General features: G+C 59.8%; 22 protein-coding genes and 1 pseudogene. All 23 read right to left on the bottom strand.

The annotated features are described in order from the left end of the window. Positions 1–197: 197 nt before the first annotated feature. The 23 genes and pseudogenes from CRD20_RS03855 to CRD20_RS03965 all read right to left on the bottom strand — a co-directional run bounded on the left by CRD20_RS03855 (position 198) and on the right by CRD20_RS03965 (position 25,528). Positions 198–1,409: an acyl-CoA dehydrogenase family protein gene (locus CRD20_RS03855; protein ID WP_016421475.1), complete on the bottom strand. Its 1,212-nt coding sequence runs from the start codon at positions 1,407–1,409 to the stop codon at positions 198–200. A gap of 42 nt (positions 1,410–1,451) precedes the next feature. After that, complete coding sequence (locus CRD20_RS03860) at positions 1,452–2,858, bottom strand: acyl-CoA dehydrogenase family protein (protein ID WP_048731769.1); 1,407 nt, start codon at positions 2,856–2,858, stop codon at positions 1,452–1,454. 122 nt (positions 2,859–2,980) lie between these two features. Beyond that, the gene (locus CRD20_RS03865; protein WP_187404862.1) at positions 2,981–4,474 is read right to left on the bottom strand and encodes a metallophosphoesterase; all 1,494 of its coding nucleotides are present in this window, start codon (positions 4,472–4,474) and stop codon (positions 2,981–2,983) included. A 71-nt stretch (positions 4,475–4,545) separates the two neighbouring features. Beyond that, complete coding sequence (gene lysS, locus CRD20_RS03870; protein WP_187404863.1) at positions 4,546–6,078, bottom strand: lysine--tRNA ligase; 1,533 nt, start codon at positions 6,076–6,078, stop codon at positions 4,546–4,548. Positions 6,079–6,148: 70 nt separating this feature from the next. Then, the gene (locus CRD20_RS03875) at positions 6,149–7,711 is read right to left on the bottom strand and encodes a polyamine aminopropyltransferase (protein WP_187404864.1); all 1,563 of its coding nucleotides are present in this window, start codon (positions 7,709–7,711) and stop codon (positions 6,149–6,151) included. Further along, the gene (locus CRD20_RS03880; protein WP_083276369.1) at positions 7,712–8,233 is read right to left on the bottom strand and encodes a DUF350 domain-containing protein; all 522 of its coding nucleotides are present in this window, start codon (positions 8,231–8,233) and stop codon (positions 7,712–7,714) included. It abuts the gene before it with no gap. Positions 8,234–8,235: 2 nt separating this feature from the next. Further along, entirely contained in the window at positions 8,236–8,700 is a 465-nt protein-coding gene (locus tag CRD20_RS03885; protein ID WP_069358987.1) for a DUF4247 domain-containing protein, read from the bottom strand. 4 nt (positions 8,701–8,704) lie between these two features. After that, positions 8,705–9,244, bottom strand: a complete 540-nt coding sequence (locus CRD20_RS03890; RefSeq protein ID WP_083276370.1) for a DUF2617 family protein — start codon at positions 9,242–9,244, stop codon at positions 8,705–8,707. Positions 9,245–9,255: 11 nt separating this feature from the next. Beyond that, the gene (locus CRD20_RS03895; RefSeq protein ID WP_168157921.1) at positions 9,256–9,870 is read right to left on the bottom strand and encodes a DUF4178 domain-containing protein; all 615 of its coding nucleotides are present in this window, start codon (positions 9,868–9,870) and stop codon (positions 9,256–9,258) included. 170 nt (positions 9,871–10,040) lie between these two features. Beyond that, positions 10,041–12,218 (bottom strand): PhoX family phosphatase, encoded by a 2,178-nt coding sequence (locus CRD20_RS03900; RefSeq protein ID WP_187404865.1) that lies wholly within the window; start codon positions 12,216–12,218, stop codon positions 10,041–10,043. Positions 12,219–12,465: 247 nt separating this feature from the next. Continuing rightward, a complete protein-coding gene (panD, locus tag CRD20_RS03905) occupies positions 12,466–12,888 on the bottom strand; it encodes an aspartate 1-decarboxylase (protein ID WP_016421480.1) in 423 nt (140 codons plus the stop codon). A gap of 314 nt (positions 12,889–13,202) precedes the next feature. Continuing rightward, positions 13,203–14,144: pseudogene (panC, locus tag CRD20_RS03910) on the bottom strand (pantoate--beta-alanine ligase); the annotation flags it as partial. 97 nt (positions 14,145–14,241) lie between these two features. After that, the gene (locus CRD20_RS03915) at positions 14,242–15,162 is read right to left on the bottom strand and encodes a Rossmann-like and DUF2520 domain-containing protein (RefSeq protein WP_187404867.1); all 921 of its coding nucleotides are present in this window, start codon (positions 15,160–15,162) and stop codon (positions 14,242–14,244) included. Positions 15,163–15,226: 64 nt separating this feature from the next. Next, positions 15,227–16,486, bottom strand: coding sequence for a DUF6779 domain-containing protein (locus CRD20_RS03920; RefSeq protein ID WP_187404868.1), 1,260 nt, complete (start codon positions 16,484–16,486; stop codon positions 15,227–15,229). Next, positions 16,483–16,989 carry a DUF3180 domain-containing protein gene (locus CRD20_RS03925; protein WP_187404869.1) on the bottom strand — a complete coding sequence of 169 codons (507 nt, stop codon included), beginning with the start codon at positions 16,987–16,989 and terminating at the stop codon, positions 16,483–16,485. Before CRD20_RS03925 ends, CRD20_RS03920 begins: the two co-directional genes overlap by 4 nt. A 2-nt stretch (positions 16,990–16,991) precedes the next feature. Beyond that, positions 16,992–17,504 carry a 2-amino-4-hydroxy-6-hydroxymethyldihydropteridine diphosphokinase gene (gene folK, locus CRD20_RS03930; protein WP_187404870.1) on the bottom strand — a complete coding sequence of 171 codons (513 nt, stop codon included), beginning with the start codon at positions 17,502–17,504 and terminating at the stop codon, positions 16,992–16,994. After that, on the bottom strand, positions 17,501–17,905 hold the full coding sequence (gene folB, locus CRD20_RS03935) for a dihydroneopterin aldolase (protein WP_005510214.1): 405 nt from the start codon (positions 17,903–17,905) through the stop codon (positions 17,501–17,503). The genes folK and folB overlap by 4 nt, the downstream gene beginning before the upstream one ends. Positions 17,906–17,910: 5 nt before the next feature. Next, positions 17,911–18,861, bottom strand: coding sequence for a dihydropteroate synthase (gene folP, locus CRD20_RS03940; protein ID WP_187404945.1), 951 nt, complete (start codon positions 18,859–18,861; stop codon positions 17,911–17,913). Positions 18,862–18,947: 86 nt separating this feature from the next. Then, entirely contained in the window at positions 18,948–19,523 is a 576-nt protein-coding gene (gene folE, locus CRD20_RS03945) for a GTP cyclohydrolase I FolE (protein ID WP_016421488.1), read from the bottom strand. A 9-nt stretch (positions 19,524–19,532) separates the two neighbouring features. Beyond that, complete coding sequence (gene ftsH / locus CRD20_RS03950) at positions 19,533–22,205, bottom strand: ATP-dependent zinc metalloprotease FtsH (protein WP_187404871.1); 2,673 nt, start codon at positions 22,203–22,205, stop codon at positions 19,533–19,535. 269 nt (positions 22,206–22,474) lie between these two features. Then, on the bottom strand, positions 22,475–23,059 hold the full coding sequence (gene hpt, locus CRD20_RS03955) for a hypoxanthine phosphoribosyltransferase (protein ID WP_048760398.1): 585 nt from the start codon (positions 23,057–23,059) through the stop codon (positions 22,475–22,477). Between the two features lie 122 nt (positions 23,060–23,181). Continuing rightward, positions 23,182–24,255, bottom strand: coding sequence for a tRNA lysidine(34) synthetase TilS (gene tilS, locus CRD20_RS03960; protein WP_246816242.1), 1,074 nt, complete (start codon positions 24,253–24,255; stop codon positions 23,182–23,184). Further along, entirely contained in the window at positions 24,248–25,528 is a 1,281-nt protein-coding gene (locus CRD20_RS03965; protein WP_076772682.1) for an amidase family protein, read from the bottom strand. The genes tilS and CRD20_RS03965 overlap by 8 nt, the downstream gene beginning before the upstream one ends. Positions 25,529–25,563: the final 35 nt, after the last annotated feature.

Consider the following 25,563-nt stretch of genomic DNA (forward strand, 5'->3'; position numbering starts at 1 on the left):
AGATGAAAATTAGATGAACTCTCCCTCTAATCTCAGAAAAATAGGAACGCAACGACAAGAGACACACGGCCAAAACAGCGCAAAATAAAACACCGCCCTACCAAGTCATGGCAGGACGGTGTTTTAAGAAATGTGGCTTGAGCATCTTTGTGAGCTTTTACCGGCTCACCAGTATGTAGATTGCTCTGAAACTGTAACTACTTCAGTTCCTTGGAGGACAGGCCCAGGGTGCGGCGAGCAACGACCAGCTGCTGAATCTGCTGGGTACCTTCGAAGATGTCCAGGATCTTGACGTCGCGGGACCACTTCTCCAGCAGGTTACGCTCAGAGTAACCGAAGGTACCTGCCAGCTGAACGGCACGGAGGCAAATCTCGGTGCCTGCACGGCCGGCCTTGGCCTTACACTCGGAAGCTTCCAGAGTGTTCGGCTGCTTGTTGTCAGCCATCCACGCAGCGCGCAGAGCCAGGAGGTATGCAGCCTCCCAATCGGACTCCAGCTTCAGGTACTCAGCTGCAGCAGCGCTCTGGGTGTGTGCCGGTGCATCGTAGTCAATCTCGATGCCAGCCTCTTCCAGGATGCGACGCAGCTCTTCCAGCGAAGCACGGGAGACACCGATGGCCATACCCGCAACCAGCGGACGAGTGTTGTCGAAGGTCGCCATTGCGCCGGCGAAGGACTTCTTAACATCAATGTCCGGGGAACCCAGCAGGTTCTCCTTCGGAACGCGGACGTTGTCCAGGCGGAGCACTGCAGTATCCGAGGAACGAATACCCAGCTTCTCTTCCAGACGCTCCACGGTGAAGCCCGGAGTGCCCTTCTTCACCAGGAAGGATTTGATGGCAGCACGGCCCTTGGACTTGTCCAGGGTCGCCCACACAACGACGGAGTCGGAACGCTCACCAGCAGTGACGAAGATCTTCTCACCGTTGATGACGTACTCATCACCATCGAGCTTGGCGGTGGTGGAAACTGCGGAGGAGTCAGAACCAAAGGACGGCTCGGTAATTGCCATGGAAGCCCAGGTCTTACCGAAAGCCTCCAGCTGCTCATCAGTAGCAACAGCTGCGATGGCTGCGTTACCCAGACCCTGGTACGGCAGAGACAGGGTCAGACCCACGTCACCCCAGCAGGTCTCAATAACGTTGAGCAGCGAAGCCATGTTGCCACCGTTCTTTACACCGGTGCGCTTCGGCTTCTTATCGTCGCCACGTCCACCAGAAGCACCGGAGAAGCCACGGCCACCATCTGCCATGCCGTCCATCATGGAGGCAAGGGTGTCGAGTTCCTTCGGGTACTCGTGCTCAGCGAGATCGTACTTACGGGAAATCGGTCGGAAGATCTCAGCGGCGGCCTGATGCGACTGGGACGCGCCCGCCTTGAGGAACTTCGGCAGTTCGAGGTTAATCATTTTCTTTCCTCTTAATTCTTTTCGGCTGAAGTATCTAGCGGTTTACAGAACGACGATGCCTTCGGCGACACCAATTGCGCGGAGGTCACGGTACCAACGCTCAACCGGGTGCTCCTTGGTGAAGCCGTGTCCGCCGAGCAGCTGCACACCGTCGGAACCAATCTTCATACCCTTTTCAGTGGCGAAGGTCTTAGCCAGAGCTGCCTCGCGAGCGAAGCCGCGACCCTGGTCAGCGCGGGAAGCACCGCGGAGGGTAATCATGCGGAGACCATCGAGCTCAATCTTGATGTCGGCGACCATGAAGGCCACTGCCTGGCGGTGGGAAATCGGCTCGCCGAATGCCTGACGCTCATTGACGTAAGGAATGACGTAGTCGAGAACTGCCTGAGAAGTACCCATTGCAAGAGCTGCCCAGCCGAGGCGGGAACGACGCAGAATGTCGAGGTATGCCTCTTCACGGTCTGCAGCCGAGGTGCTAGCGCCGCCGAGAATGTTCTCAGCCGGAACCTTGACATCCTTCAGGATGACGCGACCCATTGCGGCACCGCGCAGACCCATGGACGGGTCAGCCTCAACGTGGAGACCTTCAGTGTCGGACTCAACGATAACCAGAGCCGGCTTACCCTCGAGCTCAACACCGATGATGAACAGCTCAGCTGCGCCGGCGTTCGGAACGAAGGACTTAACACCGTTGAGGACCAGCGAATCGCCCTCGCGCTTTGCGGTGGTTTCAGGCTTGCGTGCGTCGAAAAGCGGGCGCGGCTCTGCGAGAACAACAGCGGCGGCCGGGACGTTCTCGCCAGCGAATGCCGGCAGGTAGGTCTTCTGCTGCGAGTCGGAGCCGTGAGCGGTCAGGGTGGCAGCGACACCGGCCGGAGCCAGCACTGCCAGAGCCAGACCCATGTCACCGTAGGACAGAGCCTCTGCGACCAGTGCGTTGGTGGTGACGTCCTCGCCGGTAGCGATGCCCTCGAAAGCCTCCGGGACGTTAATCATAGTGACGCCCAGCTCAGAAGCCTCAGAGACGAGGTTCTCCGGCGGAGTTGCCTCGTGGTCGGACTTGTAAGCAGCCTCGCGCAAGCGAGACTCAGCAAACTCCTTAACCGTCTCGACGATCATCTGCTGATCCTCGGTCGGGGTGAGGTCGAAGAGCTTCTTTGCCTTCTCCTCGGCTGCGGCCTCCTGTGCAGCCTGGGCTTCCTCAGCCGGACGCTCCGGCTTACCGGAACCGGAAATCTTCTTAAACTGACGGTTCGCGGCACCAAGGGTCTTAAAACCAGACTTGGTGGACTGGTACACCACGCGGTCGATCTTTGGCTGAAGGTCGTACTTCTGGGCGAAGTCCGAACCAGTAATCGACGTGATGAACCGCATTGCCGCTCCGATAGCGTCGCGACCAGGGTTATTGCGGCCGACAGTCGAATCTTCGCGGTTCTTCTTCTCGCTCATGTGATCATGGCCTTTCGAGTCAGAACTATTACTGGCATAACAATAAAACAATCACGTGACCGTTGTCACAAGAATTGAAAAAACATTGCCAAGTAACAGAAAACTTTCAGGCTTCTAACTTGTCAGGCGATAACGCGGTTAACAACGTAGTTGCGATCAGAGAGCTCACCAAGCAGAGCCTCGGGCTCGAAACCGTACATCGCCCAACGGGCACGCGCAGTCCACGCAAGCGCATCTTCGCTGCTCAAACGGTGAAAGTTAACCTGGTAGCCACCGGAGTAGACATGCAGCAGTGTGTAGCCACCGGGGTATGCTTTGCACGCGCCGGTCTCCAAATAATCAACGCCGGCCCCAACATCACCGCGAGTACGCTTTGCACGGTGGGTGTGACCTGCCCCCGCGAAGAATACACCCGGAGCGTCGTTAAGCATCTGCTGCAAGCGTCGTGCATCAGCGCTGTTGAGAATGAAGGTGGGCCCGGCAGCATGTGTCCAACCAGCCTCGGAGGTAATTGGATGATGAGCCAGCACAACTGTCGGCTTACTGGGGTCACGCTGCAATTCCCGCTCCAGTGCATCGAACTGTTCCGGGCTAATTTCGCCGCCGGACTCATCCAACTTCGATGAATCCAGACCGATGACCCGAATCGGCCCCTGCTGAGTGACCCACAGTTCCTGCCGCGGACGCCCCAGGAGAACACCGAAGGGATCGCGATGATTCTCGGTACCCTCCAAAACCGGGAATTCGTCGTAGCCAGCAGATGGATCGGCATCCGGCTTATGCGGACGATCATGATTGCCGCGGGTGACAAACCACTGCCGCTCCTGAGCACCAAAAGTATTCATAATCTCGGCAAATCGACGCACCTCCGCCGGACGTGCTTCCGACGTGGCATCACCGTTGACGAAAACCTTTTCAATCCCCATCCCGCGCAGCTCGGCGAGAGCAGCTGTCAGCATGACCTCGGGGTACGGTCCGGCACCCGGTTCAGAAAAGATAGGCGCGGGGAAATTGCCGGTGATAATACCATGCCCATTTTCGCCAATATGCGTGTCATTGAGGATGGCAATCGTGGTCAGGTACTCCCCTTCCGGAGCGACCAACGTCGTGAACTGTCCAGTTTGCTCGGGTGTATTGGGGAGGTTTCGGGTAATTAATCCCGGCTCGGCGACCAGCCCATTCGATCGGCATTCGAAACGGTACGTGGTTCCAGGGCGCAGCTTATCGACGGTCACAAAGTGGAAGCCAACCTGCGTCTCGTCCTTATGTACCACGGGTAGCTCGCCGCCCTCATCGGCATCGACTGGCACTAGCGCAACTTCAGTGTCGGCCGGCGCCAGTGGAGCCAGCTTCCCCCACGCTGGATGTGGGCCTGCATACGTCGCCCACGAAAATGTCACCGACGTATCGGTCACGGTCACGACTTCCAGGTCCGTCACAACAAGGCCGCTGGTCAACCCGGTGAATGGAAACGGCGACTGGTTCGGGGCCGCCGATGCAACTGCTCGCGTCCCGACGCTATTGACGGCAACCGCTACAGCCCCCGCACCCGCTACTGCTCCCAAGCGCAATACGGATCGCCGATCAATTTTCTTATTCCCATTTACCGAATTCACGGGTGAAGAAATTACGGGATAAAAATAATCCCGGTGATAACACCGGGATAACTACACATGAATTCAGTCGCTTACGCTTCCGGCTTCACGATCGGGAACAGCACGGTTTCGCGAATGCCAAGGCCGGTCAGGGCCATCAGCAGGCGGTCAATGCCCATGCCCACACCGGTCGTCGGCGGCATGCCCTGCTCCATTGCGTGCAGGAAGTCCTCATCCAGAACCATGGCCTCGTCGTCGCCGCCAGCGGCCAGTCGCGCCTGATCCTCAAAGCGCTCACGCTGGACAACCGGGTCAACCAGCTCGGAGTAGCCGGTAGCCAGCTCGAAGCCACGGACGTAAAGATCCCACTTCTCGGTCACGCCAGGCTTGGAGCGGTGCTGACGAGTCAGCGGAGAGGTCTCGACCGGGAAGTCGCGGACAAAGATAGGACCGTCGAGCTGGTCTTCACAGAGCAGCTCCCAGATTTCCTCAACCAGCTTGCCGTGGCCCCAGCCGCCCTTCTCCGGAACCTCAAGGCCAATCACATCGGCGATTGCCTTTAGCTCCTCGACGGTCGAGCCAATAGTGACTTCCGGCTGACCAGGGAACTTGCGAGCAAGTGCCTCGTTCAGCGACGGGTACATCTCAATCTGCTTCCACTCGCCGCCGAAGTCGAACTCCGTACCGTCGGCAAGCGTGACGGTCGTCGAACCGAAGACCGCGACGCAGATTTCCTGAATGACCTCGCGGACGGTGCGGGCGGAGTCATCGTAGGTGCCGAATGCCTCGTAGTACTCCAGCATCGCGAACTCCGGGCTGTGCGAGGAGTCGATGCCCTCGTTGCGGAAGTTGCGATTGATCTCGAAAACGCGCTCCATACCGCCGACGACGCAGCGCTTGAGGAAAAGCTCCGGCGCGATACGCAGGTAGAGATCGATGTCCAAAGCGTTGGAATGAGTCACGAACGGACGTGCAGCTGCACCGCCGTGCAGAGTCTGCAGCATCGGGGTTTCGACCTCGAGGAAACCGCGACGCTCAAGTGCGTGGCGCAGCTCGCGGATGACCTTGATGCGAGTCAGTGCGTTAGTACGAGCCTGCTCACGCATAATCAGGTCCGTGTAGCGGTGACGCACGCGGCTGTCCTCGGAGAGATCAGCGAACGACACCGGCAGCGGACGCAGAGCCTTCGAGGCCATCTGCCACTCGGTAGCCATCACAGACAACTCGCCGCGGCGCGAAGAAATTACGCGGCCAGTAATGAGGACGAAGTCGCCCATATCTACGTCCGACTTCCAAGCAGCCAGGGCGTCCTCGCCGACCTCAGCCTTGGAGAGCATGGCCTGCAGGGTCGTGCCGTCACCCTCCTGCAGAGCGGCAAAGCAGAGCTTGCCGGTGTTACGAATAAACATGACACGACCAATGACGGTCACGACATCCTGAGTCTCCTCGCCAGCCTCGAGGTGGCCCCACTCTTCACGGACATCCTTGAGAGAGTGAGTACGGGGAACCTCAACCGGGTACGGCTGAATTCCAGCCTCGAGCAGGCGGTCACGCTTCTCGCGGCGAATGCGCAGCTGCTCAGGAACGGTGGCGGTGTTTTCAGGGGTCTTCTTCGCGTCAGTCACGGCTATAAAGGTTAGCCGACTACACCGCCGACCTGCTACTCGCCCGCCCCTTTGCGAAATACTCGGCGGGCTACTCCCCTGCCTGCCGCCAACCTCGACGAATATCCTCCACAATTCGAGGATGAGCAAGTGTCGACGGTTCCAATTGTTGCGGACCGTTATCGGCACCGAACACGGTCGCAGCCCGGGCCACATCAGGAGTGAGGAATTTCAGCGGCGGGGCGTCGTCGTAAAGCTCGAGCGTAGGAGGCTCAGGCTCGGCCTGCGCGAGTACAAACCCCCAGTCCCCGAAGGTGGGAACATGCACGTGGTACGGAGTGGTCGACCAGCCTGCGGCGCGAATCGAGCTGTCGGTGCGCCAGAAGGCCTGCGGCGTCGAAAACGGCGAACCCGACTGCACCACCAGCTTCGCGCCTGGCGCGGCCACCGTGCGGATCAACTCGTAGAACTCCTGAGAGTAGAGCTTGGCTAGCACTGCGTTGTCGGGATCGGGAAGGTCTGCATAGATGGCGTCGAACTTCTGCACCTGCGCCTTACCACGTGCCTGCTCGTGGAGCCATGCGAATGCATCCGCAGCAATCTTCTCCACTCGGGGATTGTCCAGGCTGCCGCGGTTGTCCTCCCGCAGCACAGTGCGGGCGACCTCGATGACGTCCGGATCCAAATCGACCTGAACAATGCGCTCGATGTTGGGCATCCGCAGCAGCTCCCGGGCAGCCAACCCATCGCCTCCGCCGAGGATCAAAGCCGACTTCGTTTCTTTATCCACCGCCGGGTAGACCAGCGACTCGGTGTAGCGGTACTCGTCACGACTGGAGTACTGCAATCCCCCGTCGAGATAAAGCCGCCGGTCCCCGCCAAATCGAGTGACGACGATGTCCTGATACTTCGAGTGCTTGGCGAAAACAATGGGCTGGGCGTAGAGCGACTGCCGGGCGGTCGCCTCGATGTCCCGGATTCCGGCCAGTAACGCTACCAACCCAACCAGTGCCGCGACGAGGGCGGCGACAGATGCGGCTAGTGCCCGGCGGGTCAACATCTGCTTCAGTAGCAGCGCGGCGATTATCAATGCCGCGGTGACGTTAATCAGTCCAGCGATGGCAGTGGCCTTCAGCATGCCCACCGTAGGCAGGAGCACAAACGGCCAGATTAAACCGCCGACCAAGGCTCCGAAGTAGTCCGCAGCGTTGAGATTCGCCAGCACGCGACCGGTGTCCTCGGCGGAGGACGTCCGGCCGGTCTGCAGAAGTGTCATGAGTAATGGCACCTCGGCACCAACCAGCGTTCCGATTATGAAAGTGGCGGCGACCAATGCTCCGAGGCTCTCACCTGTAACCGAAAATATCCAGTACAGGGCGGTTGCGGACACACCGCCGAGCAAACCCAAAGCACACTCGATACCGAGGAAAGACACCGCGGCACGGCGCACAAACGGCTTCGCCGCCACGGCGCCAAAACCCAGCGCTGCGACATAACCGGCCACAATCAGGGAATTCGCAACGACGTCGCCGCGGCCAAGAGAAGCCGACAGCGCCAGTAGTGCCAGCTCATAGACCAGGCCGCAGGCAGCACAGGCCGCCACAGAGCCCAGCAGGAGAGCCCGCCAGCGCCGGGAAGTCGTGGTGGTCTCCATTTATGACAGCGCCACCGCGTTAATCACACCGATAACAATGAAGGTGGTCGCGGCCAACACCGCTCGGGGGCGTACCTTCGCGTCCATCACGACATCGCGGAAGCGCCCCGGAATCAGAGCTTCCAGCACCAGCAGCGATGCTGCCTGCAACACAATGCCGAGTGCACCGTAAACGAGGGTCTCCCCCAGACCAATCATCAGAGCGTCGTCGGATGCGCGGATTACCGAAACGACAATGCAGGCCAGCGCAATCTGCTGTGAGCCCGCTATCATCGCGGCACCCGCACGGTTTTCAAGAAACACCAGGTCGCGCAGTTTCCCAGGAGTAATCAGATCAAGGACAATGAATCCAACTACGAGCACTAGGGCACCCGCAAGGAAGTAACCGACGGTGGCCGGCACTCCGACGGCCAGATGCTCGCCCACAGTTGAGGCCACGACCGACTGCGCTGGCTCCGATGTCTCCGACTGCGCCGTGAGGATAGCCGTCCCGGTGGTGTCCATGTACGTTACTGGTCCCATGTTTATTTCGCTCCTCCGAATGATCCGGCCGATCCACCCGAACCGCCGGAGGGGGCGGAGGGACCGAAACCGGGGCCGAGATAGATGAAGTGCCCACCCGAATAGCGGCCACTAAGTGATTCTCTGGTTATCAGGCACGTGTCCTTTGACCCTGCCTCAGGGGTCTGACGCGAAACGATGAACAGGTGCTTCTTCGTCCTCAGGTACGCTGCCCCGCCATCTTCGTTGTAAGCCTGTGGCTTAATCTCTTCTTTCAGCTCACGCCCCACCTCAATGGGGTCGCGGTCGCCACAGGTCCAACGTCGATCAATTCCGCTGCTGACCTGCGTCGCAGATGCTGCGCCGGGCGCGGACTGATAGCGCTCGCTAATCCTCTCTTCCGCAGATTTCCCGCCGACGAAGAAACCGGCCAGAGTGACCACAATGCCGACAACGATCAGTGCGTAACCAATACTTCCGCGTCCCATAGACTCAGGAACCTCCCTTTACGCGGTCTGCCTCGGCCCCACGGTTACCAGCGACGGCAGTCCAAGTATTCGACGTCCACACGAGCTGCCCCGGCGGGTAGCCGTGCCACGTATCCCAGCGATACCCCTGCTCAATCGGCTCTGCAGCCAACACAGTCAGCGCGCCGGGCGAACCGGGGAACTCTGCGACAACCGAATGAGGATGCCCTGTACCGAACTCGCGTCGTAAAGCATCTGCGCGCTGAACGAAGGCTTCTGGCGAGAGGTTCTCCACACGAGCTTTCACCATCACTCCCGCCTCACTCAGGGGCACGCCGTGTGCCGCGGTACAGGAAATCTCCTCGGTAAAGCACGGGTTCTCCCGCTTACCGACGAAAACCACATGCGACGCTCCGAGGACTCCGAGCGTCAGCGGCGGTGTTGTGCCGTCGGGGTGAGAGATAACCGCCTCGCAGAGGGTGTCCGGGACTTGGCCGTCAAAAGCAATGCGGAGTTGCTCCGCAGCAGTGTCTTTGAACGGCACATCTAGAATTGCCAGCGACATAGCGACCGCCACTAGCGATTGTCCGCGTCCGGATTATGGTCCGGCGCTGCCATGACATCAATCTCACCGGGGAGAATCCTAATACCGGTGGATGCTTCCCACATCGAGTCACCGTAGCGTTCCAGTCCGAGCAAGCGACCGTCACCGGATTTGTAGTCGACGAAGTCCGTAGCCCCCTCCGGCGGCAGCCCAGTGGTGCCAATCGCGGTGTAGCGGGCGGTTCCCCGCTCCTCCTCCCAGTACTCCACACCGTCGACAACGATGGGATTAGTTGGTTCGAAGCTGCCTGGAAGCTTGCGCCACCAGGTGAGGATGACTTCACCTTCATCTTCCTCAACGCCAAACCAAGAACCATCCGCCCCACCATCGACGAGATGTTCCCACCAGCGGAACGGCCCCTGAGAGAGCTCAAGGGATCCGCGCACAACATGGGAGGCACCACCGTAATTCAGGATTGCGCCCGGCGCGACAGAGGTTGGACCGTACTTACGGTACTCATCAGTCATCAGCGGATCGACGAAGCGCTCCCGATCAGAACCCGGAACCTGAGTATTCCGACGCGCTACAACAACGACGATGACCCCGATGACAACGAGGATGATGCCGATTATGACAATGCTGTTCACTAGGATTAATCCCATCGATAGTGTGGTGGCGCTAAGTAAACGCCCGATTACTAACTTTCTACCGAATACAGTCGCGGCGCGCCGTCGAACATTATTTTCGTTCGAGACGCGCCGCGATAGGTCTACGCGCTAATCCGCGCGTTTCTGCTTAGCTCCTTGCCAAGGGCAACCTACACACCAATCTTCTTGCCATCAGTGCGTACAACCTGAACGACGGCCGGGCGTGGCTGCTCCTTGCCACCGTCCGGCCAGTGCGAGGTCGGGTTGGTGGTCGGGTCCGGGTTGTCGCCGACTGGATGACCCTGATCCGTCTCGATTTCGCCCGGGTGCTGGACGTTGACCATCACGCGGTTGGAGAAGATCTGCGGACCACAGGTCTCTGCAGCAACCGGAACAGTCAGGAAGCACTTGGTCTCACCACGACGCTCGCCTTCGACGGCAACGGCGAAAAGGCCGTCGTTGGAGTCCAGGGCGTTGCCGTCGGTGGAAACCCACAGGTTGCCGTACTCGTCAAAGGCGACGTTGTCCGGGCAGGAAATTGGCGAGACCGATTCCTTGTCGAAGCCACCGAAGTAGGTGTAAGCCTCGTTCGGGTCACCACAGACCAGCAGGAGGTTCCACTTGCCCTTGGTACCGGCGTGGTCATCTTCCATCTCCAGAACAAGGCCATTCTTGTTCTCGGTAATCGGTGCGACCTCGACGGCGTCGGCGAGCGGGCGCCCTGCACCATCCTTGCGTTCCTTGCCCTTGTCGTCCTTCGCGCCAGCCTTACCGCGGTACTTGTTGTTGGTCAGCGCCGCGTAGATCTTACCGGTCTTCGGAGACGGCTCGATATCCTCCGGGCGGTCCATGCGGGTCGCACCGACCTTGTCACCGGCGATGCGAGTGTAGATGCAGACCTCTTCAGCGGTCATGCCATCAACGTGGGACTCGTGCTTGCCGTCTGCCTTGGCGGTCATCAGCGGAAGCCACTCAATGTCACCGTCGAAACGGCCGTCCTTCGGCAGCTCACCGGAGCCGTCAATCTCGGACTCGGAATTACCGTTGAACTTACCGACGTAGAGCGTGCCCTCGGACAGAATGCCCATGTTGTGCTTGAGGTCCCCTTCCTTAATCTTGCGGGAGGAGACGAACTTGTAGATGTATTCGAAACGCTCGTCGTCGCCGGAGTAGCACACGACCGTGCCGTCGTCGGTGACGTAAATCTGACCGGCTTCATGCTTGAAACGGCCCACTGCGGTGTGCTTGACCGGGGTGGAGTTCGGGTCAGATGGGTCAATCTCTACCAGCCAGAAGAAGCGGTTCGGCTCATTCGGCTCCTTGGAGACATCGAAGCGGTCGTAGTACTTCTCCCACGCGCGGTCGGACAGCTCTTCATTCTTGACCGAGTAGCGCTTGAGCTTCTTAACTGCGTCCTCGTCCTTGAGCTTGCCAACGTTGCCGAAGTACTGGTCAACGTTCTCCTCACCGGACAGATAGGTACCCCACGGAGTAACACCACCGGAGCAGTTGTTCAAAGTTCCCTCGACCTTCATACCGGTCGGGTCAGCCTTGGTCTTCAGCAGATCGTGACCAGCAGCCGGGCCGTCAACTGTGAATTCGGTGAAGCCAGTGATGCGACGGTTACGCTTGTCGCTGAGAATTGGCTTCAGGAATCCCTTGTCATCCTCTTCCACAGCAAGGATGGTCTGGCCGTGGGCAGCCAGTCCGATGTCGACCTGCTCCTTAGTGGCATCTTCTTTCTTGTAGGCACGGAACATCATCGGCTCGGTGGTGTACTCGTGCGAGCAAACGTACAGCAGTGTGCCGTCTTCAGCCTTAATCAGGCCAGCGAAGTCATTGTTGAAGCCGAACTGCTTCAGCTGGTTTTCCGGAGTCTGCTTGTCAAAGTCGAACTCCGGGCCACCCTCGTGGATTGGGTCGCCCCAGCGAATCAGAACATTCTGCTCGTAGCCGTCCGGGATAACGACTGCGTCTTCCGTGTTCGGCTTGACGGCGTCGAAACGCATACCCTCCGGCGATTCGCCCTTGCTACCGTCACCGGCAGCAGCGGTACCGGAGGCGTCGGAGCCACCTGCGGCGCTGCCCGAATCATCAGAGGAGCAAGCGGCCAGCACGGCGCCACCGCCGACCGCAAGAGCACTAGCACCAGTGACCTTCAGTGCCGCGCGACGGGAGAATGCGCGCTGGGAGAACGCCTCCTTCGCAACATCACCGAAGTACTGGTTGTCCGAGAACTCGTTCGGAGCATCGTCAGCACAGGCATTACCACACTTGTAAGTGCAGGTCAGAGAGCTGCGAGAGGTAGCAAAAGGATTTGTCAGCAGATTCTTGCCAATACGAACCACGGGGAGACCGCCTTTGTATAGCTTCGACTAGGTGAGGAAATGGAAAACTAAAACTTTTAGATCCTCTAAGAAGCTAAGGACGTTACGTTACCTTTCGGTTTCTAAAAATCAACTCGCCAATGAGCTTTAGCTGACGGTCTAATGACTTGCGCTTTAACGCAAAGTGAACACCCTGGTGTTGTGGTTCTCCGGCTCGACTCTTCACTCCAACTACGCAGTCGAGCCCCAGCTCTGCGGGCTACGTGGACTAGCCCTGGTTCTCCGGGCTACGCGGATTCTTCAAATCAGAACCCTCCGGCACATCCGCCGGGTCATTGCCACTTTCCAGAATCTTGTTGTCCTCATCGACGAAGATGACATTCGGCTTGTACGTACGCGCCTCAGCGTCATCCATCATTCCGTAGCCGATGATAATAACCAGATCACCCGGCGATATCAGACGAGCGGCGGCACCATTGATAGAAATGATGCCCGAGCCGCGCTCTCCGGTAATGCAGTAAGTAGTAAGCCGGTTGCCATTATTGATATCGACGATGTCGACGGCTTCACCTTCAAGCAGGTCGGCCGCTTCCATCAAATCAGCGTCAATCGTGCACGATCCAACGTAGTGAAGATCAGCCTGAGTCACCGTGGCGCGGTGAATCTTGGACTTCAACATAGTGCGAAACATGAAAAAGGTAGGTCCCTTCCTGGATTCGTCCCCTGGATGCTTGCCTACCGCGGCACCCCTTAGCGTGGCAGGTTATTAGTCGGCACACTATAATACGACAACTTCCCAGCCACGAGAAACTACTTCTAAAAGCCGTCCTACTCGCTGTCCTGCTCAACGCCAAAGCCAGCGTTCTTCAGAGTTTCTCTGCTGGACTCATCTTTCAGACGAGCATCTCGAGCAGCACGAACCTTTTCCTGCAGCTCAGCCAGCTCAGCGGCCTCTTCCTCAGTCAGCTCGCCGTCCAGCCCCGCAGCCGACAGAGCCGCCGACGCAATTTCGGCGTCCTTCTGGCCGAGCTGACCGAAACCGTTTGCCGAATCCGGGCGCGGCGCACCCAGAATCAAGCCAACATTATCAATGAGACGAGTAGTGCCGACCTTCGCAGCAACCAGCAGGCGAGCTTCAGTCTCCTGGCCGTCGCCGCGCAACGCCTCGTCGGAAAGCGGGGCGAGCGCAGCGTCACGCAGCTCCAAGTAATCCAACTCGACTTCAGGCTGGCTGGCGAGCACACCACGCGCGGTTCCCAGCACAGCATCCGCACCACGGTCCGCGACGAAAGCACCAGCAGTCAGCGCGGCGGACAGGGTTACTGCGAGATTGCGCTGCTCCTCGGACAGATAGCGGTTGCGAGAGCTCATAGCCAGACCGTCGGCCTCGCGTATCACCGGTACACCGTGCAGCTGCACCGGCATATTCAGGTCAGTGACCATCTGCTGCATCAGGCACAGCTGCTGGTAGTCCTTCTCACCAAAAACGGCATCAGTGCAGTTGGTGATGTTGAAAAGCTTGTTGACCACCGTCAACGCACCGGCAAGGTGCCCCGGGCGAGTAGCACCTTCGAGCTCCGAAGCCAGCGGCCCCGGCTGCACCGTCGTGCGGAAACCGTTGGGGTACATCTCCTTCGCGTTCGGAGCAAAGACCAGCTCAGCACCGACAGCGCGGAGCTTCTCTACGTCTTCGTCCAGAGTGCGCGGGTAGGCATCAAAGTCCTCCCCCTCACCGAACTGCAGCGGATTGACGAAAATCGACACCACCACAACAGCGCGCGGCAGCGTCTTCGCGGCCTGTACTAGTTCAAGGTGCCCCTGGTGTAGCGCACCCATAGTAGGTACGAGCACCACCGGCCGCCCAGTCTTCCGCAACGCACGGGTGACCTGCGCGATTCCCGCAATAGTCTTGTGAACAGTTGTCTCTCCGGCGGTATACCCCGTCATGTTTCCTCCGCGTTCAGATCTACCGGACCAAACTTTTCGCCCGACGGCAATACCTTACGCCACATCCCGGATCACCAGAACAGCCAGCCTGCTCAGCTCATCGGCGTAGGTACCGCAAAACCTCGTTGGCGCCACGCAGCTCGGCGATACGCTCGGCCAGGGCCAGGTAGGCGGTTCCCATTTCCGGCGCCACCGCTTCAATTTCACGTTCGTGCTTGACGACGGTCCCAAGGTCGTCCCGCGTCACCGGGCCAGTCAGCCCCCGGGAACCCCACCTCAAGGCATTGTCCAATGAAGCTTCCAGCAGTGGTCGGAGCAGTTCGGCGGCCTGGCCTCGACGCAGCTCAGCTAGGTCGGTGTCTTCGGCTGCTGCATCTCCGCCGATAGTGGTTGCCAGCATTTCTACTGCATCGACCACAACTGCGCCCAGACCGTTTGAGCCGTGGGCCATAGCCGCGTGATAGAGGCCGCGGTGCCGTTCGTTGATGAACACCGGACGACCGCCGAGTTCACCAATGAGCAGTTCACTGACTGTTTTCGCGAGCTCATCCCCGACCGTGATACCCCATGGGCAACCGGTCAGGAGCTCCGAGTCGTCGTCAAGCCCTGCGAATGTCATTGCGGGATGGGCGGCGATGGTCAGCGCGCCGGTGAGTGCGACCGGATCGAGCACGGCACGTCCGAGGGAACCAGAAGTATGCATGACGATGCGTCCGGGGCCGACGTGGCGGGCAACGTCCTCGGCGACCTCAGCGATGGCGCGATCCGGCACAGCGATGACGATGAGCTCGCAAGTGGAAGCTGTGTCGGCAATGCTACTGACCTGTGCGTTCGGGAGGCGTAGATGTGCTCGTGTGACCGATTCTGGTGAGCGCGCGACCACGTGGGTGACACGATGCCCACAGCGCTCTAACGCTTGGCCGAGCGCAACCCCGACTTTTCCGGCAGAAATAATCCCCACCGTCAACCGCGGAGCGGTTGTCCGATGGGGATGGGAATCAGGCTGGCTTTGCGTCATGACTGACTAGGTTAGACCAAACCAGCTGTGCGCGGTGAGTAGGCCGCGCACACTCGGTAAGCGACTAGGCTTCTTCGTCCTCGCGCTGCTCCCTCTTCTTGCGCATCTGCGCCATCAGCTCGGCAACCGTCAGGCTGCCCTTGTTGTCCTCAGCACGACGCCGACCATGGCTTGCAGGCTCCTGCGCCGGAGCTTGAGCTGGCTCTTTTGCGAGGTCCTCATCGCGAATGGCCTGCAGCTGGCGAGTCGGAGAGTCCGAGGCGTCGTCCGATTCCGGCGCAGCGAATGGGTGCCGTGCACCGTGTGCCTCGTGAGCACCGCCCTGAGAATCATCCTCTGCGGTGTCCTCGGCCGGGGTTTCCTGCCAGTTGATGGCGCGGAAAGAGTTAGTGGAGAACTTCTCCTTGGCAACGGTTTCGTCATCCTTGGAATCGGCGACTTCGTGGACGTCAACAGGCTGACCAGACGGCGAGAATGTACGGCGCATGTCGGTGGCCTCGGCATCTTCAACCGGCGAAGCGGAGGAAGCGGAGCCTGTGCCGCCGTGCTGGGTATGAGCGCCGACAGTGCCGTTAGCGGTCATCTCAGCGCGGTGGGAAGTTGCGCGTGGTGTCGGCCGGTCGTGACCGGTCGGATCCTTCATCGGTGAGGCCTGCTGTGGCGAGTCGAGCTCACGCAGACGCTCAGCCTGGGCGCGAAGAGCAACCTGCTCGTCGTCGAAATCCTCCCCCATGAACTCAGCAAGCTGGGCGCGCAGTGCAAAGACCTCAGCGCGTAGCGCCGCAATGTTGTCATCATTGTTGCCCTCAAGCGAATCCAAGTAGTTCTGCTCGAGAATCAGTTCCTGTTCACGGTGAGTGGCCAGTTCGCGGTCAAGCTCCACCTTGTGCAACTCTTCGATAGTCTCCAACCGCTTGCGCTCCAGCGCAATGGTCTTGCGGTATCGAGTCACCAGCACAGCTCCGATAACTGCCGACCACAACGCCAGCAGCACGGCAACCTTCATCCAGCCGGCAGAGCTGGCAAAGAGCATGACGATACTGGCAATCACCGCAAGCACCAGCAGCACAACCATGAGAATGACGGCGGATTTCTCCGTCATACCATCGGAAGAACTAAATTTCGTCACATTATTGCTCTGCTCATCTGCATATGCCGCATCAGCCCCGGAGTTAGCCCCAGCGGAGTAGCTTTCGAAAGCTGAAGAAGGCGACGGAGACGGAGACTCAGCCATATCCGACGAAGTAGCTGCCGCGTCGCTCTGAAAATATGCGGCATCACCCGAGCGCTTCGGATCATTACCGGCGTTGGAGAGGTCAGTCATAACTCCCACCCTACCGAGTTAGTTCCCATTTCCCCGCTAGGAGGCGAAGAATTTTCGCCATCAGTTGGCAATTGGCAAACTTTTTCCAGCCACAGCCCCGCCGCAGCGAGCAAAATTCCGGATACTGTGCCGACAATCATGATCGGTCCGTCGGCCTGTGCGGCCGCAAGTTCCGTCCACTTCGGCAAGGCCCACAGCACGCCACCGGCGTACAGTCCTCCGAGAATCGCACCCAACCACGCGGATGCCGTACCGACCACCAGCCATCGCGACAACGTTAACGGCTGCACCTGACTGCGATCCTGCCCGACCTTCCCCTCTTTCAGCACCGACCTGATCCACCGCGCTGCTGCCACACAGACGGCTGTGAGCAACCAAGGAAACCCCAGGTCCCACCAACTTCGCGGCCCGAGCGCACCGAAAAACTGTGCCAGGATCATCCATGACGCCAGCGCGAGGACCAGCGCAGATGCTGCCAACGTAATCGGTGAGGTCGGTTTCATCTCTAGGCCTCTTCTCCATCCGCGCTGTCTGCTAGGCGCACCGCGTTTACGTCTTCAGGCGCCAGCTTATCGACGAGTTCCGAGACCCGAACTCCCTCCAATTCGGCATCCGGATCGGCATCGAGCCACGGCACCAGTACAAAGGCACGCTCGGTTGCCCACGGATGTGGCAGGGTCAGAGTCGAATCGTCAGAGATGATCTCCTCGCCGGTGTCTTTGTCGATGACCTGCACAATGTCCACGTCGAGCGCACGCGGCCCCCAGTGAATTTCACGCACTCGACCAGCGTCATTTTCCAGTTTCCAACCAGCTTTCAGTAGCTCCATTGGTGTCCGGCGCGTGTCAACAATGAGTACGGCGTTGAGGAAGTCGCCCTGCTCTACCCCGCCCCAAGGCGGGGTGGCATAAATTTTTGAGGCTGCGACCAATTCATCGGCGAAGAAGTCCTGCACACCTGTGAGGTTTTCTCGCGCGCGATCCATGTTCGCGCCGATAGAAATAACTGCGCGAATCATGCCAACCGCTTCTTCCGCGAACGGCGGGCTGTCACCGCAGCGTCATCGAAGTCGAGCGGAATGGGCGCATGTGGTTTGTGAATGGTCACTTCCACCGCATGCAACAGTGGGGACAATCCGCGTTCGGCGCGGGCGTCGTCGTCGGCAAGCACTGCTTCGGCGATCTCGGTCGCGACTGTTTCGATGAGGTTGCGAGGGGTGCCGGTTAAAATTCCGTGCGCTGTGGCTGCAATGTCGGCGTAGTTGACCGTGTCGTCCAGCTCGTCGCTGGCAGCGGCACCGGAGAAATCCAGCCACAGGGTGACATCACAGATGAAGTCCTGACCATCCCGGCGCTCGAAGTCGAGACAACCGTGGTAGCCGTGGGCTTTCAGACCTTTGAGTTCAATGCGATCAGCCACTGTGTTTACGCGTCTCCTTCCAGAGTCGACTCGGCTGGCGATTCCGCAGCCGACTCGTCGTGCTGCGCAGCGCGGTTAGACCCACCTTCCGGATAGTCGCCGGCCGCTGTGTAACCGGTCAGTGAACGTCCAAGGTTCCATGCCTGCGCCACACGCACTGCGTCGAGGTTGTCGGCCACATTGTGAACTCGAACCGCCCATGCGCCCGCCGCTGCGGACAGCGCGGAAATTGCGGTAGTCGCGGCATCAGCCTGCTTTGGTGCTCGTACCTCACTGCCAACGGCGGCGACGAAACGCTTGCGGGAAGCACCGACCAACAGGGGGAAACCGAGGTCAATAAGCTCCGGCAGGTCGTGGAGGAGCGCCCAATTGTCATCGGCGTTTTTGGCAAAGCCCAGGCCTGGGTCGAGGACAATATTTTCCTCGACGATTCCGGCGCCCATGGCACCGTCGACAAGCTGAAGCAGGTGCTCACGGACATCGGCGACAATGCCGTCCGGGTGAGTTTCGGCGCGCCCAGAAGCGGAGCCGAAGCGATCGGTCTTCCAGTGCATCAGACAGATGGGCACATCGGCATCGGCGCAGACTGCGTACATGTTGGGGTCTGCGAGACCGCCGGAGACATCGTTGATGAATACCGCACCCTCGGCGATTGCTGCCTCTGCGACACTTGCGCGCTTTGTATCGACGCTGATCAGGTGCCCGTCTGCCGCGAGCTCACGGACCACCGGCACGACCCGGGCAATTTCCTCATCCTCGGCATCCTCGGAAACGCGGTGTGCGCCAGGGCGAGTGGACTCGCCACCGATGTCGAGAATATGTGCGCCTTCAGCGAGCAGCTCGTGCGCATGGGCAATCGCCGCGTCGAAGGTCTTGTACAGGCCGCCATCGGAAAAGCTGTCCTCGGTGACGTTGACAATGCCCATCACCTTGCAGAGCTGATTCTCGACACCCATCTCCGCCTGCTGTCCTGCCTGCGCTTGCAAGGGGGGTTCAGTCACCTTGTTGTCCAGCCTTTCCAATCGACCATTTAACTGTTGCGTTAGCTCTTGCGGATCAGCGCCATTGCCTCTGCGCGCGAACGGGCATCCGTCTTGAAGCCACCGCGAACGGCTGACGTCACCGTGCGCGCGCCCGGCTTGCGGATACCGCGCATGGCCATGCAGAGATGCTCCGCTTCAATAACGACAATCGCCGAGGCCGGATCCAGCCGCTCCACCAAGGCATCCGCAACCTGACTGGTCAGCCGCTCCTGCACCTGCGGGCGCTTCGCATAGCCATCGACCAGACGAGCGAGCTTGGACAGGCCCGTCACACGACCGTCCTTGCCCGGAATGTAACCAATGTGGGCAACGCCGAAGAACGGCACCAAGTGATGCTCACAGGTGGAGTAAATCGGGATGTCCTTGACCAAAACGAGTTCCTGGTGATCCTCGTTGAAGGTCTTAGCCAGCACCTCAGACGGATCTTCAAACAGGCCCGCGAAAACCTCACGGTAGGCTCGCGCCACTCGCGCCGGTGTCTCCTTCAGGCCTTCCCTGTCGGGATCCTCACCGACGGCAATCAACAGTTCACGAACCGCAGCCTCGGCTCGCCCCTGATCGAATTCGCGCTCCATGATGTGTACTTATCGCTCCTCGTTGGTGTCCGGCTTGTCCTGCCAGGCGCTGTTGTCTTCGTTTCGCTTGACGACGCCGTCTTTATCCGAATCGTGCATCTGTGCACCCTTGTCATCGGAGTTGTCGGCGTTCTTCGCGTTTTCCGAACGTTCTGTATATTCCGGCTGCTCGTTATCCGGCAGGCGGAATCCGCGCAGTTCCTGCTGCTGCCCCGCCGACGGCATCACCGTAGTCGGGGTGTCATCGCTGCCAGAGTTTTCCTGGCGGTGACATCCCCCCTGCCTGTCCCACGGCATCTTCGGAGGGGCAGGGATATTCGCGGGGCCGTTGCCACCGTTGCTACCAATACCGGTTGCCTTCGAGCCGAAGTCCGGGGAGCCTGCCGGGTAGTTAGCAGTGCCCGGGTGCTGGCCACGCGCGTTGCCCTGGCCATCCTGCGAACCCGGCTGGCTCTGCCCCTCCGGGCGAGGAGCCGGCGCCGGGGCCGGTGCGGCAGTCGAACCGTGCGTGCTGCCGGTATCCTTCGGCGGCCAACCTGGTGCGGTCCAACCAGCCGGCGGTGGGGTGCCACCGTAAACCGGAACACTCGGTCGGTCCTGCTGGGCGCCCGGCAGACCCGGAGCACTAGCATTACCGGCACCAGCGGAGCCTGCTGGCCCCTGACCATTGCCGTTGTTGCCCGCGTCCTGGTTCTCCGGTTCGCGGCGACGCACCGGCACGAAGATGTTGACACGCTTCGGCGGTTCCTCACCGCGCTCGATTGCCAACTCCACCGGTGTCTTCACCGGCTCGCGGCCATCGGCCGGGTGTTTGGTGTCCCTATCGAAGAAGTTCAGACGCTCACGCGGAACGACATCGGTGAAGATAACTTCCAGATCCGGACGACGCAGGGTCTCCTTCTCCAGCAGTTTCTCAGCCAGAACATCGAGAGTGTCGCGGTTTTCCTTCAAGATGGCGTAGGCCTCGTCATGAGCCTTATTGATCAGCAAACGAACCTGCTGATCAATTTTCGCCGCCACATCTGGCGAGTAGTCCAGAGTGCCGCTGCCACCACGGCCTACGAACGGATCGCCCTGCTCCTCGCCGTACTTCACCGGGCCGAGCTCTGGCGACATGCCGTACTCGGTCACCATGGCGCGAGCAATTTTGGTGGCCTGTTCAATATCGGCAGAAGCACCGGTAGTCGGCAGCCCGAAGACCAGCTCCTCGGCAGCGCGACCGCCCATGGCGAAGACCAGGCGAGCGAAGAGCTCTGGCAAGTTGTACATGCCCTTGTCATCCTCGGGGACAGTCAGCGCATGACCGCCGGTGCGACCACGAGCGAGGATGGTGACCTTGTAAACACGCTCGATGTCCTTCAGCGCCCACGCAGCCAGGGTGTGGCCACCCTCGTGGTAGGCGGTGACCTTCTTCTCCTGCTCGGAAATCACCTTGGAGGTACGGCGCGGACCACCAATAACACGGTCGACCGCCTCTTCCAGCGCATCCGCAGTAATGATGTTGCCATTGACGCGAGCGGTCAGCAGCGCGGCTTCGTTCAGCACGTTCTGCAAATCGGCACCGCTCATACCGGCAGTGCGCTTGGCCAGCGACTTCAGGTCTGCATCCGGGCCCAGCGGCTTGTTCCGAGCGTGGACCTTCAGAATTGCCTCGCGGCCCTTCAGGTCTGGTGCACCCACCGGAATCTGTCGGTCAAAACGGCCCGGGCGCAGCAGCGCCGGGTCGAGAATATCCGGGCGGTTGGTCGCCGCCATGATGATTACGCCCTGACGATCACCAAAACCATCCATTTCCACCAGCAGCTGGTTCAGGGTTTGCTCACGCTCATCATGGCCGCCGCCCATACCGGCACCACGCTGGCGACCGACGGCGTCAATCTCGTCGATGAAGATAATGCACGGGCTGTTTTCCTTGGCCTGATTAAACAGGTCACGGACACGAGAGGCACCGACACCGACGAACATTTCGACGAAGTCCGAACCCGAGATGGTGTAGAAAGGCACTCCTGCCTCACCAGCGACGGCGCGGGCCAGCAAGGTCTTACCGGTACCGGGAGGACCGTAGAGCAGAACACCACGCGGAATCTTCGCGCCGAGCTCCTCGTAGCGAGCTGGGTGCTGCAGGAAATCCCTAATCTCGTCGAGCTCTTGGACGGCCTCATCGGCACCAGCAACATCCTCGAACGTATTGGTCGGGGTCTCCTTGTTCAGCAGCTTGGCGCGGTTGCCACCAAAGCCGAACATGCCGTTCTTGCCGCCTTGCATGCGGCTGAAGAAGTACATGATGACGAAGAAGAAGATCACCATCGGCAGCAGGAAGCTCAAGGTGGACATCAGGAAGGAATCCTGCGTGACCTTGGTATCGAACTTCTCCATGCCCTTGGCGGCAGCGACCTTGTCAAAGACCTGGTCGGTCGCACGCGCTGGATACTTGGTCATCACCTTCGTGACGTCCTCAGTACCCTCGACCTCCACGCCCTTCTTCAGGGTGAGGCGAATTCGCTGTTCGCGATCGTCAATCTGAGCTTCCGTGACATTGCCCTTATCCAACTGGGTCAGGGCAACGGACGTATCCACCTCGCGGTATTCCCGGGAATCATCCGCCAGCTGGGTAATAGCAAAGAGGATAATCAGGATGATGCCGGCAACGGCGGCAAACCGGAACACCTTTTTCTTGTCCATACAGTGGGTTCGCTTTTCGCTCTCTACATCTATTAGTTGCTTTTATTAATTGTACGCATCAACGAGTACTTCTCGAAGACACATCAATGACACAACGTGGGGCCAGGGCTCATGGCACCTGACCCCACAGTAAGCATAACGCATCGCAACCGAAAAAAGTTTCCAACTCCTACTGTTCATAGCTAGAACACAGCTAGAACAGCGGGAGGGTGCGCGCGCAATGCCCGTCGTAAAGCATCGGCACCGTGCAGGAAACGCCGAAGACTGGCCTAGTTCTGGTAAACGCGCGGGTGAAGCGTGCCGACGTACGGCAAATCGCGGTAGCGCTCGGCGTAATCCAGGCCGTAACCGATGACAAACTCGTTCGGAATGTCGAATCCAACATCCGCAACATCCAGATTGGTGCGCACGGCCTCTGGCTTACGCAGCAGCGTAATGACCTCCAGCGAGCGCGGATTACGGTTGCGCAGGTTCTTCATCAACCAGGACAGGGTCAGACCGGAGTCAATGATGTCCTCAACGATCACGACATCGCGTCCCTCAATATCGCGATCCAGATCCTTCAAAATACGCACCACGCCTGACGACGAGCTGGAGTTTCCGTAACTGGAAACCGCCATAAACTCCATCTGGCTGGGAATGCTGAGCTGACGGGCGAAGTCAGTCAGGAAGAACACCGCGCCCTTGAGCACTGCGACCAGAATCAGATCGCTGTCGGCATCCTTGTACTTCTCATTCACACGATGCGCCATCTCGGCAATGCGAGCATGCAGCTCCTCTTCGCCAATGAGAACTGCCTCTACCTCATCGCCGTAGGGGTTTGCGGGGACGTTGAAATCCTTCACATCATGCATCGCATTTCCTTTCCGCACTTCTATGGCGGCGTGTCGATGGAGCGTAACTGCCCCAGTGCAAGTTCAGGGTTAAGGCAACCGATTGTTCTCAGCCGCCGAAAGTTGGATTGCGGCACCTTTTCTTAAGACACCGCGGGACGATTCATTACCAATTGTAGAGTGCCATCTTTTCGCTCAACGACCAACCTGGCATTTCTGTCAGCACCATCGCGCCCGCGGGTCACCGGCACTTCCCCCTGGCCGTGATAGCGGTGCACGAGCGCCATAACCATGTCGATCTGTTTACTGCTGGGCTCGGCACCCGCTTGCCTCAACCAACGAGCGAGGACGCGCACCGCGATGGCGTCGTCAAGCTCAGCGACCCCTCGCACAGACAGGCTCCCGCTTGCCGACGCCACTTCCTCCCCCAGCAGCGCATCCAGAGCCGACTCAGCGTGAGCGTCCAAAAAGTCATTGTCGACTGCTGCAATCCCCGCGGTCTTAGCAAGGTTTTCCGCAACTCCCGGACCCAGCTCCTGCTCCAGCAGCGGCAAAATCGTCTTTCGAACCCGGACGCGGGCGTAATGGTCGTCCTGGTTGTGTGGGTCATGCCAGACTTTTAGGCCCAGCTCTTCACAGCAGCGCTGAGTGTCGGTGCGTCGCACACCGAGCAGCGGACGCAGAATCCGAGTCCCGTCCGACCACGTGAGATTGTCTCGGATAGCGGACAGCGCTTGCGGGCCGCCCCCTCTGGCCAGTCGCAGCAAAACTGTTTCCGCCTGGTCGTCCAACGTGTGGGCGAGCATCAGTGCCGCACCTCGAGATTGGGCGATCTGCCGTAGAACTCGGTGTCGAGCCAAACGCGCCTCGTATTCGGGACCGCGGTCGGAATCGTTATTGATATCGACCGCGATAACCTCGGCCGTAGCCCCCATCCCCCGAGCTATGTGGGCGGCGCGCTCAGCGACTTCTGCAGAGCCCTGCTGAAGCTGATGATCAACGACGACGGCGTGAACGTTGCGGCCGGCCAGTGCCCCCTTGGGCCCGAAAGCTTCCGCACAGGCCCCGGCGGTCAGGGCGAGCGAATCCGCACCGCCGGAAAGCCCAATGACGATACCGCTGCCCAACTCCTGCCCCACCTGCTGCACTATCGCGCGGACAGCTTGGCGAATGATGAGGAAATGAGGGCTGCGGTCCGGCCAAAAAGGTCTAGCCAACGCGCCCACCACTTGCGATGGTTTCCATCGCCGTGAGCAGAATTCGCTCCTGAGTCGGGCGCGCAATCAGCTGCACCGGCAATCCAGAAGTCGGCTCCACAACGATGCCGGCCGGGAATCCCAGGTAATTCCACGTCGAAACGTAAGGGGTGAAGCGCAGATTGGACAACAGGTTCACAATCCAGGGCATGCGATGCCATGCGCGGATCCGCGGTGGATTCTTGGCCAGAGCCGGAGTAATCAAGATGGTGTCACCCGGCAGCTCACGCTCGATGCGGGCGCCATCGCGTGCCACTTGGCGGCCATTGATTGTGAAACGCAGCAAGCGCCCAATGCCAGCGTGGACTCGGTTGCGCCACTCCAGGTGATCAGGGCGCGGCTCGTCGCGAAGCTGATCCGCCACCCCCGCAGTCCAGCGCGCGAGCATCGGCAGTGGGTTCAGCGGGTACGGCATGTTCTTTTCCGTGACGGCAAAGCCCTTGTCCGCGAATACTCTCGCTGCCTGTTGCGCCGCATCGACGTACTCCGGTGCAGCCTTTAACCCGAATACGGGCGCAGTGGTGTCCACGCTGACGGCGAAGTTTTCAGGCAGGGTCTTCGCCGGATCCTCCGCATCCACCATGCCATTTGTGAGGATCTTGGTAATCAGGCGCAAGTCCTCGTTGTTGACTGTGAGCACCCCTTGGACAGACATTCCGTACCAGTCATTGCCGCCCACGCGCCCCGGCATTGTTCCCGGGGTCGCCTTCAGGGTCGAAAGCCCGCAGCACGCTGCAGGGATACGCAGTGACCCCATGCCGTCGTTGCCCTGCGCAAACGGAACCATCCCAGCGGCGACAGCCGCTGCGGATCCGCCGGAGGACCCACCCGGAGTGTGCCCCGGCAGAATCGGATTGTCGACGGCCAGCCCCGGCAGCGTCGTCGTCCCCCACGTACAGAACTGCGGATTCACCGTAGTTCCCACTGCGATTGCACCGGCGCTAGTCAACTGCTGGACAAACGGGTTCTCTAGAGCAGTGTTTTCCTTCAGCGCGAATGGCACACCTGCGAGCGGCAACTCCGAGAGGTTCTCGCTGTGCTCGAGTTCCCGCGCAGCCTGCAGAGCCCTATCCGCCCACACTTCACGGAAGGCATGAATCCCTCCATCCAGTCTGGCGATAGCGTCGAGACTGCGCTGCACGCTGTCCACCGGGCTTAGCTTTCCCTCACGAACCTGTGCGGCAACCTCGTGAACGGTTGGCAAGTTCCTAATCGCGGAAGTGTGAGAGGCCATTGCGGATTCATCTCCTCAAATTATTTTCAGTGGTA

The organism is Corynebacterium sp. LK33, assembly GCF_014334955.1.
Lineage (GTDB): Bacteria > Actinomycetota > Actinomycetes > Mycobacteriales > Mycobacteriaceae > Corynebacterium > Corynebacterium jeikeium_D.

What these genes read in the sequence shown, in the direction of transcription:
- panD (WP_016421480.1), bottom strand. Translation starts at nt 12,888, where the DNA reads ATGTTTCGCACTATGTTGAAGTCCAAGATTCACCGCGCCACGGTGACT.
- ftsH (WP_187404871.1), bottom strand. Translation starts at nt 22,205, where the DNA reads ATGGACAAGAAAAAGGTGTTCCGGTTTGCCGCCGTTGCCGGCATCATC.
- CRD20_RS03860 (WP_048731769.1), bottom strand. Translation starts at nt 2,858, where the DNA reads ATGAGCGAGAAGAAGAACCGCGAAGATTCGACTGTCGGCCGCAATAAC.
- CRD20_RS03965 (WP_076772682.1), bottom strand. Translation starts at nt 25,528, where the DNA reads ATGGCCTCTCACACTTCCGCGATTAGGAACTTGCCAACCGTTCACGAG.
- CRD20_RS03880 (WP_083276369.1), bottom strand. Translation starts at nt 8,233, where the DNA reads ATGGGACCAGTAACGTACATGGACACCACCGGGACGGCTATCCTCACG.
- CRD20_RS03885 (WP_069358987.1), bottom strand. Translation starts at nt 8,700, where the DNA reads ATGGGACGCGGAAGTATTGGTTACGCACTGATCGTTGTCGGCATTGTG.
- CRD20_RS03890 (WP_083276370.1), bottom strand. Translation starts at nt 9,244, where the DNA reads ATGTCGCTGGCAATTCTAGATGTGCCGTTCAAAGACACTGCTGCGGAG.
- CRD20_RS03915 (WP_187404867.1), bottom strand. Translation starts at nt 15,162, where the DNA reads ATGACGCAAAGCCAGCCTGATTCCCATCCCCATCGGACAACCGCTCCG.
- folK (WP_187404870.1), bottom strand. Translation starts at nt 17,504, where the DNA reads ATGATTCGCGCAGTTATTTCTATCGGCGCGAACATGGATCGCGCGCGA.
- folE (WP_016421488.1), bottom strand. Translation starts at nt 19,523, where the DNA reads ATGGAGCGCGAATTCGATCAGGGGCGAGCCGAGGCTGCGGTTCGTGAA.
- folP (WP_187404945.1), bottom strand. Translation starts at nt 18,861, where the DNA reads ATGGGTGTCGAGAATCAGCTCTGCAAGGTGATGGGCATTGTCAACGTC.
- CRD20_RS03920 (WP_187404868.1), bottom strand. Translation starts at nt 16,486, where the DNA reads ATGACTGACCTCTCCAACGCCGGTAATGATCCGAAGCGCTCGGGTGAT.
- CRD20_RS03855 (WP_016421475.1), bottom strand. Translation starts at nt 1,409, where the DNA reads ATGATTAACCTCGAACTGCCGAAGTTCCTCAAGGCGGGCGCGTCCCAG.
- hpt (WP_048760398.1), bottom strand. Translation starts at nt 23,059, where the DNA reads ATGCATGATGTGAAGGATTTCAACGTCCCCGCAAACCCCTACGGCGAT.
- CRD20_RS03925 (WP_187404869.1), bottom strand. Translation starts at nt 16,989, where the DNA reads ATGAAACCGACCTCACCGATTACGTTGGCAGCATCTGCGCTGGTCCTC.
- CRD20_RS03875 (WP_187404864.1), bottom strand. Translation starts at nt 7,711, where the DNA reads ATGGAGACCACCACGACTTCCCGGCGCTGGCGGGCTCTCCTGCTGGGC.